We start from the raw sequence: 11,459 nt of genomic DNA, 5'->3' as shown, positions 1-11,459 counted from the left end.
GGGCGTTGCCCCCGGTTCCTGCGGAACCTCCCCCAGGGTATTTAGCCAAGAAAGAAGCCGTGATCAGTGGTCGTCATGGGCGTGGTCGCGGTCGATCACGAAACGCTTGTCGCAATAGCCGCATTCGACCCAGCCCGTATCGCGCGGGATCGCCAGCCAGACGCGGGGATGGCCCAGACCGGCCAGTTCGTCGCCATCGCAGGACACTTTCCAGCGGGTGACGGTTTCGGTCTCGGGCGCCTTGTGGGCGGGCGTGGCACTCATGTCCGTTCCTTGAGCTTTGGCTGCAAACCGGGTTAGCTGACGCTGATATTAGCGGGGGAATGCGCGCGATGCCAGACGGGGTTGGCCAGAAAACCGGTCGCAATGCGATTGAAATCAGCGGGCTGCGCAAGACCTATGCCGCGACCGGCAGGCAGGCGCCGAAAGAGGCGTTGAAGGGCGTCGATCTGGCGATTGCCGAGGGCAGCATCTTTGGCCTGCTGGGGCCGAACGGGGCCGGCAAGTCGACGATGATCAACATTCTGGCGGGGCTGGTGAACAAGAGCGCCGGACAGGTTGTCATCTGGGGTTTTGACCAGGATGTGAACCCGCGCCAGTCGCGTGCCGCCATCGGGGTGATGCCACAGGAGTTGAACATCGACCCGTTCTTTACCCCCCGCGCCAGTCTTGAGGTTCAGGCCGGGCTGTATGGTGTGCCAAAGGCCGAGCGCTGGACCGATGAATTGCTGGCGCTGGTCGGGCTGACCGATCAGGCCGAAAGCTATACCCGCAACCTGTCGGGCGGGATGAAGCGGCGTCTGCTGCTGGCCAAGGCGCTGGTCCATCGTCCCAATGTGCTGGTGCTGGATGAGCCGACGGCGGGCGTGGATATCGGCTTGCGCGAGATGCTGTGGGCCAATGTGCGCCGGTTGAACGAGGCGGGCATGACCATCATCCTGACCACGCATTACCTGGAGGAAGCCGAACAGATGTGCGACGAGATCGCCATCATCAATCACGGGCAGGTGGTGGTGCAGGCGCCGACCTCGGCTTTGCTGGGGCGGATGGATGGCAAGACCATGATCATCGACGCGGGCGGCCGCGTGGACCTGCCTGCCCTGCCCCATGGCGCGCGGGCCGAATGGCGGACGGATGGGCGGCTGGCGATCAGCTATCCACCCTCGCAGATCAGGGCCGATCAGTTGCTGGATGCGCTGCGCGGTGCGGGCGTGCCGATTGTCGATGTCGGGATCGAGGCGCCGGACCTTGAGGATGTGTTCGTTGAGTTGACGCGGGGGTGAGGTGATGGAGGAATTGACGGGCGGATGCCGTTGTGGCGCGGTGCGGTTGATGGTTCGGGGTCGGCCGATGCTGACCATGGCGTGCCATTGCACCGGCTGCCAGCGGATGACCGCCAGTGCCTTTTCGCTGAGCAGTCTCTATCATCAGGACGTCGTCACCATCGAGGGCGAGACGTTGCTGGGTGGTTTGCAGGGCGATTTGCAGCATCATTGCTGCGCCAGCTGCCTGAGCTGGGCCTTTACCCGCGCCGATTTCCTTGGCCCGCTGATCAATATCCGCAGCACCATGCTGGACGGTGCCGCGGTCGAGAAACCTTTCATCGAATGCTGGCTGGACGAAAAGCTGCCCTGGGTCACGATCGGGGCGGTTCATGCCTATCCGCAATTCCCGCCGACCGATCAGATCCCGGCCTTGATGGCCGAATTCGCGGCGCAGCGGCCGCAGCGCTGAACCCGCGCCCTGTTCAATGTGCCGTCATTTCGGTGACGATCTGGTCCACCGTCAGCCCGGCAGGATAGAAGGTCGGCCAATTGGTCAGTTCGGCCAGAACCTCGGCCCGGTCATCGCCCCAGTAAAGGTGATAGTGATCGGCCCTGGCCGGCGCGATGCGGTGATCGCTGAACTGGATGAATCGCGGCGCCAGAGCATCGCCGCCAATCTTCTGAAAGATGAACCGGACGCCGCGATTGCCTGCCTTGTAGGTAAGGATCTCGTGCCCGTCGGCGGCATATTGCCCCTCGACCGCGGTTGAGGCGCGATGGAAGGTCACACGATCGCCGGCGATGGTGATGCGGTCAACATCGGTCCGGTATCCGGTTTCGTAATAGCTGCGGTATTCCTGCGCGCTTTTTTCGCCATGAGCCGCCTTGTGATCCATCACCGGATCAAGGCGTCCGGCCAGCAGAAGCGGGTAGACCGATTGCCATTCGCCCGCCCAATCCGACAGGTCGCGTCCGGCAATCTGATCATCGGCGAAATAGCCCTTGCCGATCCGCTGTGCCGCCCGGCCATCCACCTGACCCTGCATATTGCCATGGTCGTGGTCATGTGCGTGGTCATGACCATGTTCGGTTTGTGCCTTGGCCGTGCTGTCGCCAGCAATGGCCGGAACTGCCAGAACCAGCAGCGATGCAACCGTCGCTGCACCAATCTTGCGGATGAATGCGGATTTCATGTCCCTCGACCTTTCGTTCGTCAAAATGCTATGTTATTACATAACATTTTTGACTTAGACGAAACGGCCATGCCGTGCAACCACGCCGAATCGACGGCGAAGGCAGAAAGCCAGCGGCGACGGCCGGGCTGCGGCATCAGAGCCGTGCCCTGCGCCCCGTGAGCCCTGGCCTATTGCCCTTCGCGCATGCGCAGCCCTAATCGCGCAGCATCACCATCGGCCCCATCATCCGCCCGCCCATGATATGCAGGTGGAAATGCGGCACCTCTTGCACGCCATCGGGACCGGCATTGGTGATGGCGCGAAAACCCGCGCCGCCATCCAGCGACACGCCCTCGGCCTGCGCGACCTGGGCGCACAGGCGCATGAAGCCGGTGATTTCCTCGGGCGAGGCATTGGCGGCGAAATCGTCAAAGCTGACATAGCGGCCCTTGGGAATCACCAGAACATGCGTGGGTGCCTTGGGTGAAATGTCGCGGAAGGCCAGCGCGTAATCGTTCTCGGCCACGGTGCTGTTCGGAATCTCGCCGCGCAGGATGCGGGCAAAGATGTTCTGGTCGTCATAGTCATAAGCCATGGTTCGGGTTCCCTGTCGGTCAGTCGTCAAGCAGATGCGGCGTCTCGGCCAGTTCCTGCGCGATCTCGGGCGGCACGTCCAGAAAGGCCGCCAGCGCCACGGCATTACCCGCCTGACCCTGCGCGCGCGAAATGGTCTGGAAATGCGCGAAATCCATGTCGCGCAGCCGTTCGACCTCGTCCTCCAGGTCGGCGCGCACGGTCGGCAGGATACGTTCAATCAGCTCGGCCGAGGTATGCTGCCCGGCCAGCCCGACCCGGCCGATATGGCCGCGCACATAGTCGTCGTCAAATTCACTGTCGATCAGCAGGATCCGGGTGGCCGCCCGGTCGGCGGTGAAATCGCTGAGCAGCGGCAGGGCCGACGGATCGAGACAGATCACCATACGGCGCGATTCGAACTGGTCGAACAGCAGCCGCAGCAAGGCGCGGCGGTGGCGCTGGCGCTTGGCCAGCGTCGTCTCGGCGCCGCCCAGATCGGGCAGACTGGCCTGATCCTCGTTGAACAGGTAGTCCACGGCCGGAATATCGGTGCGGTCGCGTATGGCCTGGGTCAGCCGTTTCGCCAGATGCCATTTCTTTGCCACGATCACATGCAGCACGTTGCGGCGCCCCAGGCCGGTATCGCCTTCCCAGAAACGCGGGGCAAAGCGGCGCCCCACCCGACCACGCCCGGTCAGGAAACGAAACAGGCCCGGCCCCTCGGTCGAGCGCGCGAAACGCTTGCCCTTGGCCTGCCACAGCGCACCAAGCCGTTCCTTCAGGCCGGTCGCCTCGGGGCTGATCTTGCGGGCGAACATATAATCCTGCGAGACGAGCAGATCGTAATGGTCGTTATAGAAGGTCACCGGCATGCCGTAATCGGTGAACATCAGGAAGGTCAGCGTGCGGCTGCGGATCTGGTTGCGCGGCACGACATGGCGCACGACGGTCTGAAAGAAGGTCTCGTCCGGGATCCAGGTGGTCGAGAAAAAACGCATCGCGTCAGGCCGGGTATCGCAGAAATTCAACACCTGCTCGATCGTCAACCGGCGCAGGCACCACCATTGCGAGCCGATCATCATACGGATATCGGCTGGCGGGCTGCGATGGATGTTCAACCGCCGTTGCAAGGCGAGGCTGGCATAAAACAGCCGCTTGCGCTTGCGCTCGTTGAACAGGTGATAGCGCGACAGCCGTTCTTCCTTGATTCCGGTCTTGATCCAGTCGCTTGCGAAGAAATCGAAACTTTCGATGAAGTCGCAATTCTGACCGTCCAGGAATTCATGCGCCTCCTCGGCCGATTTGATCGGCATGCAATCGCCCGACAGCATGTAGAAATGCGTGGCCAGCGGAAAAGCGCCATTGGCGGCGCGCAGGGCCTCTAGCGTGGCGGCGACCAGCGACCATTCACCCCAGCCGCATTTATGTCTGCGGCGGGCAAACACGACCGAGGGGTTATCGGCCAAAGCCGTGGAAATCATGGCGAAATCAGCGGCTTTCGACCGTCCGTCGAAATGGATCGCGACATAGTCCCCGGTGGCCGTCAGGCGGCGGGCCTGCTGGATGACGGCTTCGGGTTCCTTATGGGCCAGCAGGATGAAGGCAATCCGGGCCATGGGGTCTTGCGCCTTCCTGTAACTGTTTAATTGACTTCATTTGCCGCAAGGCGTTGAAAACCACGCGGTGATTTGCTTTCTGTCTGTAACAAATTTGACCGACGGGCAAGAAGGCCGGATCACGTGACGGCCAGCCGCCGGATCGACAGGTAAGAGGTTACAAATGGGGTTTCCCGGCGTCTGGATGACGGAAAGCGAAAGCATGATCTATCGGGTCGTGCCGAAATGCGCGTGCTCGTCCATCGGGCAGGTCATGTTCTATTCCGATCATGGCCGCTATTTCGATGGCGACATACATGATTCGACCGAAGGGCTACACAAATGGGCGCAGGATTACAGCCAGCAGCCGATCGAGCAGGCCGTCCATGACGGCCAGGCGCTGACCTTCACCTGCGTGCGCAACCCCTATACCCGGATCCTGTCATCCTTTTTCGACAAGATCGCGGGCATCCAGCGCAATGGCAAACGCTATCGCGGCAAGCTGGTGCCACAGCTGGTCCAGACCTACGGGATCGAGGTGGGCAGCCCCGAGGACGGTTTCGACTTTGACCAGATCAAGTCCTTCCGCCGCTTTCTGCTGTTCGCGCGTGACACGATTCGCTGGCGCCGGCCGATGGAGCCGGACATCCACTGGTCGTCCATGTCGGGCCATATCTCGACCCTGATCGCCAATGGCGGCCATTACGACCAGATATTCTTCACCGAGAAGTTCGACGAAGGCATGCAGAAGGTGCTGAATGCCAGCAAAACGCCCGTCAAGCTGGACGTGAAGGACGTGCCGCGCTTTAACGAATCCGAAGGTCACGGCCCCAAGCGCGCCCATAAGGTCAGCGACTATTTCGACGATCTGTCACGGCATCTGGTCTGGGAAATCTATCACACCGATTTCCGGCTGTTCCGCTATGACTTCGATGATCCCGACAACAAGATGCCCCTGGGCGAGGTCGATATGGACGAAGTTCACGCCAAGCTGGGCCGCTGATCAACTGGCACCGGGCAGGCGCGCCGGACGCCTGCCATCGCTGACACCGGCGGCGGGTCGTGCGGCTGATCGCCGCCGAACCTGCCGCCGGTCAGCATCCTTCACAGGATGAAGTCACCCGCATCCAGCTGGGCCAGCAAGGTATCTTCGATGATGATCGTCGAATTGGCGTTCAGCACGATGGCCACGTCATTACCACGCTGCACCGCAAGCGCAGCAACATCGGCAAAGCTGTCGAACCCGTTCCGGCCTTCCAGCGAGATCCGGTCGATGCCGTCCTGCCAGTCAAGGATGCGGTCCGTTCCGACAGGGCCGCGGAAGACAAAGACATCCGCCCCTGCCCCGCCCGTCAGCAGATCCTCGCCGGTACCGCCGTTCAGCGTATCCCGCCCGGCGCCGGCCTGTAGCGTGTCATTGCCGCCACCACCGAACAGCAGGTCGTTGCCCAGCCCGCCCAGCAGCCGGTCGATGCCCAGCCCGCCATTCAACTGGTCATTGCCATCGCCGCCATCCAGCCTGTCGCCGCCATAGTCACCGAACAACTGGTCACTGCCGCCATCACCAGACAGCTTGTCACCACCCTTGCCGCCATACAGCGAATCGAACCCCGCCCGCCCCTTCAGGATGTCATTGCCATCCTCGCCCAACATCCGGTCGCCACCTGCGCCACCGTCCATCTGGTCATTGCCGCTGGCACCGAACAACCGGTCCATCCCGACCTCGCCCATCATCCGGTCATCACCGACGCCGCCGGCCAGCAGATCATCGCCGCCGCCGCCCAGCAGAACGTCACGCCCGTTCCCGCCCACGATCCGGTCATTCCCGGCCCCGCCATCCAGTTGGTCGGCGCCATCGCCGCCTTCCAGGGTGTCGTTGAACTGCGCCCCGGTCAGCCGGTCATTGCCCAGTCCACCCTGCATCAGGCTGGGGGCGCGGCCCGTGGCGATCTGATCATTGCCCGCCCCGCCCGTGATCGCCAGGAACTGTCCGCCCGACCGCCAGGAGGCGGCAAAGCCCTGATCCGCGCCGTAAAGATACCTGATGGCCTGAAGATCAAGCGTCGCCAGCGTATCGCGCGACCGCCCGCTGTCCCAACCCGCCCACTGCCAGTTATAGGACATGATGGTATAGTAATGACTGTCAAACTGCGGATCCAGCAGCTTGTTGTCTATCCCGTCATGGGGATGTTCCAGGCCGATGGAATGGCCGATCTCATGCACCAGAACGGTATAGATCGAACTACCCCGCGACCAGTCCTGCGACCAGCTTTGCGAGGCGCTATAGCTCATCGTGACATAGACGCTGTTCAGATAGACATCGCCGTCGAAGCTGGATGTCTCGGGGAAATAGGCCCAGGACGTCATGTTCGGGTCGCCAGTCTGGTTGGCCAGGATCTGAACCGAGGCATTCGCCGGGTCATCGACCTCGACGAAATGCAGCCCCGATTTCGAGCCATATTCGTTCAGCGCCCTGTTGACGGCCGCCCGCTGGCTGCTGTCCATCGAAACATAGCGGTTGCTGTAATAGGGCACGGCGGCGGGATGTTCCCAAAGGCTGGGCAACTCGCCGGAATCGAGGAAGGTGTATGTCACCACCGTTCCCGTTCCCAATTTATCCGTCGCGTTCCAGCGCGACTGGCCCGTCGTCAGCGCGGTGAAATCGCTCACATAAGGCATACACTCATTCCCTGTCTGCAACCTGTATCAACATTAGCACTACCGCAGGCAGAAATCGCCCGCCGGCAAGAAAAAATGGCGCCTTTCGAAAACGAAAAACGCCAAATCGCATTCTAGCTTAAGATGCCTGTCTGCGATCAGACGGCGCCCTTGATGAAATTGACCGCATCGCCAAAGGTCTGGATGGTTTCGGCGGCGTCATCGGGGATCTCGATCCCGAATTCTTCTTCAAAGGCCATCACCAGCTCGACGGTGTCGAGGCTGTCGGCACCCAGATCGTCGATGAACGAAGCCGACTCGACAACCTTGTCTTCGTCGACGCCCAGGTGCTCGACAACGATCTTTTTCACGCGATCAGCGATATCGCTCATGTCACTTCCTCATTTTCGCGGGCATCCGCCCAAATGTGTCACGCCCAGGTCAGGACCACAGGACGCATCAACAGCCGAGGGCGGTTCCCCATCGGCCTTGCCGCCGGGATATAGCACTGCATGGGCCTCATGCAACCCGCATTCGTCGCGACGACGTGATCGCACCCGGCGTCTCAGATCATCGCCATGCCGCCATTCACATGCAAGGTGGCCCCGGTGACATAGCCGGCTTCGGCACTGGACAGATACAGCACAGCCGCGCCGATATCGCCCGCCCCGCCCATCCGACCGGCGGGTATCTGGCCCAGGATCGCGGATTTCTGCTGATCGTTCAGCTTGTCCGTCATCGCCGTCTCGATAAAGCCGGGCGCGACACAGTTCACGGTGATGCCACGGCTTGCCACCTCATAGGCCAGCGATTTCGACATGCCCACCAGACCGGCCTTGGCGGCGGCATAGTTCCCCTGCCCCGGATTGCCGGTCGCGCCGACAACGCTGGTGATATTCACGATCCGCCCCCACCGGGCCTTCATCATGCCCCGCAACACGCCCCGGCACAGCCGAAAGGCGCTGGTCAGATTGACCTCCAATACCTGCGCCCATTCGTCATCGGACATGCGCATGAACAGGTTGTCGCGGGTGATCCCGGCATTGTTGACCAGAATATCGACCGAGCCCATCGCCTCGGCCGCAGCCTTGGGCAACGCATCCACCGCCGCCGGATCGGACAGGTTCGCGGGCACCACATGCGCCCGCTGGCCCAGCTTGTCAGCCAGCTCGCGCAGCGGCGCCTCGCGCGTGCCCGACAGCGCCACCGTGGCGCCCGCCGCATGCAGCGCCTCGGCCACCGCGCCGCCGATACCACCCGACGCGCCCGTCACCAGCGCTGTCTTTCCCGTCAAATCGAACATCCCTGCCCTCGCTTTGATCCAAATATCCTCTGGGGTCGCCGGTTGGTTCGCCACTGGTTCAAGAACCAGCCGGCGACGGGGGGCGAAGCGCCCCCGATCGGCAGCTCAGCCCTTCACCGCCCGCACCTCGTCCGGCATGCCGATATTGCGCACCGCAACATCCTTGGCGATCCGCTTGATCATCCCCGACAGGGCCTTGCCCGCACCGATTTCCCAGAAATCGGTCACACCGGCCTCGGCCATATTCGCCACCGACTCGCGCCAGCGCACGGCACCCGTCACCTGCTCGACCAGCAGCCGACGGATCGCGCCCGGCTCGATCACTGCCTCGGCGCGCACATTGGCAATCAGCGGCACGGCGGGCGGCTGAATGTCGACCCCGGCCAGCGCATCGGCCATCACCGCCGCCGCAGGCTGCATCAGCACCGAATGGAAAGGCGCCGAGACTGGCAGCATCAGCGCCCGCTTAGCGCCGCGTTCCTTGGCCAGCGCCGCCGCGCGCTCGACTGCCGCCTTGTGTCCCGAAATAACCACCTGAGCGGGGTCGTTGTCATTGGCAGCCTGGCAAACCTCGTCACCGGCGGCCTCGCGGGCGATGGCATCCACCGTCTCGAAATCCAGCCCCAGAATTGCGGCCATCGCGCCCTGCCCGACCGGCACCGCCTCTTGCATGGCGACGCCGCGCAGGCGCAGCAGCCGCGCGGTATCGGCCAATGTCAGTGCACCGGCCGCACACAGCGCCGAATATTCGCCAAGCGAATGCCCGGCCACGAAATTGGCGTCCTGAATGTTGATGCCTTCGGATTCCAGCGCCCGAAACGCCGCCATCGAGGTCGCCATCAGCGCCGGCTGCGCGTTCTGCGTCAGGGTCAGCGTCTCGATATCGCCATCCCAGATCAGCGCCGACAACTTCTCGCCCAGTGCCTCGTCCACCTCGTCAAAGACATCGCGGGCCGCGGGATAGGCCTCGGCCAGTTCCCGGCCCATGCCTACGGTCTGGGCACCCTGGCCCGGAAAGACGAATGCGCGCATGGTCTCACCTCATATCCATTTCCTGTTCCGAATAGCCCGCCCTGCCCGGTCCCGCAACCGCGCCGAGGGCTTTGCCGCCGCGAAGCACAGCCAAAACAGCGGTTTGGGCAGGCCGTCAAACGCGCCAGTCAGACCCGGATCCCGTTGCGTCCGGCCAGATCGGTAAAGAACTGCCAGGCCACCCGGCCCGATCGCGCACCACGCGTGGCCTGCCATTCGATCGCCTCGGCGCGCAGTTGATCATCGCCGATGCTCACGCCGTAAGTGTCGCAATAGCCGCGCACCATCGCCAGATATTCATCCTGCGTGCAGGGATGAAAGCCCAGCCACAGACCGAACCGATCCGACAGCGAGACCTTTTCCTCGACCGCCTCGCCCGGATGGATGGCGCTGGATCGTTCATTGTCGATCATGTCGCGCGGCATCAGGTGGCGGCGGTTCGAGGTGGCATAAAGAATCACATTCTCGGGCCGCCCGGCAATGCCGCCATCCAGCACCGCCTTCAGCGATTTATACTGCGTGTCGTCATGGCTGAACGACAGATCATCGGAAAACAGCACAAAGCGCCGGCCCACCGCCGCGCCCAGAATGGCCAGCAGCCGCCCGACCGAGGCCAGATCCTCGCGCGCAATCTCGACCAGGATCAATGGCAGCCCTTCGGCCACGGCCTGCGCATGCGCGGCCTTGACCAGCGAGGATTTCCCCATCCCCCGCGCGCCCCAGAGCAGCGCGTTGTTGGCGGCATATCCGCGCGCGAATTGCAGCGTATTGGCCAGCAGCGTGTCCCTGGCCCGGTCGATGCCGATCAGCTGCACCAGATCGACGCGGCTGACCGTATCGACGGGTTCCAGCCGATCGGGATCAGGATGCCAGATATAGGCCGTCGCTTCCGAAAAACTGGGCGCGGGCGCGGGTGCCGGGGCCAGACGCTCCAGTGCCTCGGCGATGCGGGTCAGGCTGGCGGCATCTGCTGGAACATTAGTCACTTTTCGGCCTCGGCATCGTCGTCCACATCATCGACCCACAGGCCCTGCGCGCGCAGTTCGGCCTCGCGCTTTCTCTCGATGCGGCGGATCAGCTGGATCGAGATTTCGTAAAGCCCATAGATGACCGTGAACAGAACCACCTGGCTGATCACATCGGGCGGCGTGACGACCGCGGCCAGCACCAGAATGCCCAGCACGGCATATTTGCGCATGCTGGCCAACCCGGCGGCCGAGGCCAGCCCGGCCTTGCCCATCAGCGTCAGCAGCACCGGCAGCTGGAAGGACATGCCAAAGGCCAGCAGGAATTTCATCGTCAGGCCCAGATATTCCTGCATCGAGCCCTGAAAGGCGATGCCGGCGACCTGTTTGGTATCGGTGATTTCCTCGCTTGTGGCCACGACCGGCCCCTGCTGAAAACCGAGGAAGAAGTCATAAGCCATTGGCAGAATGACATAATAGGCGAATGCCGCGCCCAGAAAAAACATCGCGGGCGAGGCCAGCAGGAACGGCAGAAAGGCCTGTTTCTCGCTGCGATACAGGCCCGGCGCCACAAAGCGCCACAGCTGATAGCCGATGATCGGAAAGGCCAGAACGAACCCGCCGAAGAACGAGATATTGATGGCAGTAAAGAAGCCTTCTTGCAGCTTGATGATCTGCAATTGGCAATCCTGGCCGCGATCGGCCAGCGCGCTGCAAATCGGCTGCGTCAGGAAATTATAGATCGGCTGCCAGACGGTATAGGACAGCACCATGGCGCCGACAAAGGCCAGCATCGACCAGATCAGGCGGCTGCGCAGTTCGGCCAGATGCTCGATCAGCGGGGCGGAACTGTCGTCAATCTCTTCTTCGGGGCGTTTCGCGGTGGCCAA

Annotated in this window: 13 protein-coding genes; 3 read left to right on the top strand and 10 right to left on the bottom strand. The window is 62.6% G+C overall.

Annotated features, from left to right (window positions below; translation table 11 throughout):
- Window positions 1–63: 63 nt before the first annotated feature.
- The gene (locus tag FNJ84_RS05000; protein ID WP_143791924.1) at window positions 64–264 is read right to left on the bottom strand and encodes a zinc-finger domain-containing protein; all 201 of its coding nucleotides are present in this window, start codon (window positions 262–264) and stop codon (window positions 64–66) included.
- Between the two features lie 68 nt (window positions 265–332).
- On the opposite strand from FNJ84_RS05000, the gene FNJ84_RS04995 reads away from it, so the two are divergent.
- Together FNJ84_RS04995 and FNJ84_RS04990 are read left to right on the top strand one after the other, a co-directional pair.
- The gene (locus FNJ84_RS04995; protein WP_143791923.1) at window positions 333–1,283 is read left to right on the top strand and encodes an ABC transporter ATP-binding protein; all 951 of its coding nucleotides are present in this window, start codon (window positions 333–335) and stop codon (window positions 1,281–1,283) included.
- A gap of 49 nt (window positions 1,284–1,332) precedes the next feature.
- Window positions 1,333–1,734: a GFA family protein gene (locus FNJ84_RS04990; protein ID WP_255471053.1), complete on the top strand. Its 402-nt coding sequence runs from the start codon at window positions 1,333–1,335 to the stop codon at window positions 1,732–1,734.
- A 13-nt stretch (window positions 1,735–1,747) separates the two neighbouring features.
- On the opposite strand, the gene FNJ84_RS04985 is transcribed toward FNJ84_RS04990, so the two are convergent.
- The 3 genes from FNJ84_RS04985 to FNJ84_RS04975 form a co-directional block, all read right to left on the bottom strand.
- Window positions 1,748–2,458, bottom strand: coding sequence for a metal-binding protein ZinT (locus FNJ84_RS04985; RefSeq protein WP_143791921.1), 711 nt, complete (start codon window positions 2,456–2,458; stop codon window positions 1,748–1,750).
- A gap of 196 nt (window positions 2,459–2,654) precedes the next feature.
- The gene (locus tag FNJ84_RS04980) at window positions 2,655–3,035 is read right to left on the bottom strand and encodes a histidine triad nucleotide-binding protein (protein WP_143791920.1); all 381 of its coding nucleotides are present in this window, start codon (window positions 3,033–3,035) and stop codon (window positions 2,655–2,657) included.
- Window positions 3,036–3,054: 19 nt separating this feature from the next.
- A complete protein-coding gene (locus FNJ84_RS04975) occupies window positions 3,055–4,632 on the bottom strand; it encodes a DUF5928 domain-containing protein (RefSeq protein WP_143791919.1) in 1,578 nt (525 codons plus the stop codon).
- A gap of 163 nt (window positions 4,633–4,795) precedes the next feature.
- Here FNJ84_RS04975 and FNJ84_RS04970 point away from each other — a divergent pair, with 163 nt between their 5' ends.
- Window positions 4,796–5,614: a sulfotransferase family protein gene (locus tag FNJ84_RS04970; protein WP_143791918.1), complete on the top strand. Its 819-nt coding sequence runs from the start codon at window positions 4,796–4,798 to the stop codon at window positions 5,612–5,614.
- A 101-nt stretch (window positions 5,615–5,715) separates the two neighbouring features.
- Here FNJ84_RS04970 and FNJ84_RS04965 read toward each other — a convergent pair whose 3' ends face one another.
- From FNJ84_RS04965 to tatC, 6 genes are all read right to left on the bottom strand, one after another.
- Complete coding sequence (locus FNJ84_RS04965) at window positions 5,716–7,281, bottom strand: matrixin family metalloprotease (RefSeq protein ID WP_221931934.1); 1,566 nt, start codon at window positions 7,279–7,281, stop codon at window positions 5,716–5,718.
- Between the two features lie 146 nt (window positions 7,282–7,427).
- Window positions 7,428–7,661 carry an acyl carrier protein gene (locus FNJ84_RS04960; RefSeq protein WP_090522829.1) on the bottom strand — a complete coding sequence of 78 codons (234 nt, stop codon included), beginning with the start codon at window positions 7,659–7,661 and terminating at the stop codon, window positions 7,428–7,430.
- A gap of 173 nt (window positions 7,662–7,834) precedes the next feature.
- Window positions 7,835–8,572: a 3-oxoacyl-[acyl-carrier-protein] reductase gene (fabG, locus tag FNJ84_RS04955; protein ID WP_363323838.1), complete on the bottom strand. Its 738-nt coding sequence runs from the start codon at window positions 8,570–8,572 to the stop codon at window positions 7,835–7,837.
- A gap of 105 nt (window positions 8,573–8,677) precedes the next feature.
- The gene (gene fabD, locus FNJ84_RS04950) at window positions 8,678–9,604 is read right to left on the bottom strand and encodes an ACP S-malonyltransferase (protein WP_143791915.1); all 927 of its coding nucleotides are present in this window, start codon (window positions 9,602–9,604) and stop codon (window positions 8,678–8,680) included.
- Window positions 9,605–9,732: 128 nt separating this feature from the next.
- Window positions 9,733–10,590 carry an ATP-binding protein gene (locus tag FNJ84_RS04945; RefSeq protein ID WP_143791914.1) on the bottom strand — a complete coding sequence of 286 codons (858 nt, stop codon included), beginning with the start codon at window positions 10,588–10,590 and terminating at the stop codon, window positions 9,733–9,735.
- Complete coding sequence (tatC, locus tag FNJ84_RS04940; RefSeq protein WP_255471052.1) at window positions 10,587–11,459, bottom strand: twin-arginine translocase subunit TatC; 873 nt, start codon at window positions 11,457–11,459, stop codon at window positions 10,587–10,589. The genes FNJ84_RS04945 and tatC overlap by 4 nt, the downstream gene beginning before the upstream one ends.

Origin of the sequence: Paracoccus sp. M683 (genome assembly GCF_007096355.1) — a bacterium.
Taxonomy (GTDB): Bacteria; Pseudomonadota; Alphaproteobacteria; order Rhodobacterales; family Rhodobacteraceae; genus Paracoccus.
The sequence above is the reverse complement of the archived record's forward strand: the minus strand, read 5'-3'. Positions and strand labels throughout refer to the sequence as shown.

Coding starts and splice junctions, on each gene's coding strand:
- FNJ84_RS05000 (WP_143791924.1), bottom strand. CDS start 264: ATGAGTGCCACGCCCGCCCACAAGGCGCCCGAGACCGAAACCGTCACC.
- FNJ84_RS04995 (WP_143791923.1), top strand. CDS start 333: ATGCCAGACGGGGTTGGCCAGAAAACCGGTCGCAATGCGATTGAAATC.
- FNJ84_RS04990 (WP_255471053.1), top strand. CDS start 1,333: ATGGTTCGGGGTCGGCCGATGCTGACCATGGCGTGCCATTGCACCGGC.
- FNJ84_RS04985 (WP_143791921.1), bottom strand. CDS start 2,458: ATGAAATCCGCATTCATCCGCAAGATTGGTGCAGCGACGGTTGCATCG.
- FNJ84_RS04980 (WP_143791920.1), bottom strand. CDS start 3,035: ATGGCTTATGACTATGACGACCAGAACATCTTTGCCCGCATCCTGCGC.
- FNJ84_RS04975 (WP_143791919.1), bottom strand. CDS start 4,632: ATGGCCCGGATTGCCTTCATCCTGCTGGCCCATAAGGAACCCGAAGCC.
- FNJ84_RS04970 (WP_143791918.1), top strand. CDS start 4,796: ATGGGGTTTCCCGGCGTCTGGATGACGGAAAGCGAAAGCATGATCTAT.
- FNJ84_RS04960 (WP_090522829.1), bottom strand. CDS start 7,661: ATGAGCGATATCGCTGATCGCGTGAAAAAGATCGTTGTCGAGCACCTG.
- fabG (WP_363323838.1), bottom strand. CDS start 8,572: ATGTTCGATTTGACGGGAAAGACAGCGCTGGTGACGGGCGCGTCGGGT.
- fabD (WP_143791915.1), bottom strand. CDS start 9,604: ATGCGCGCATTCGTCTTTCCGGGCCAGGGTGCCCAGACCGTAGGCATG.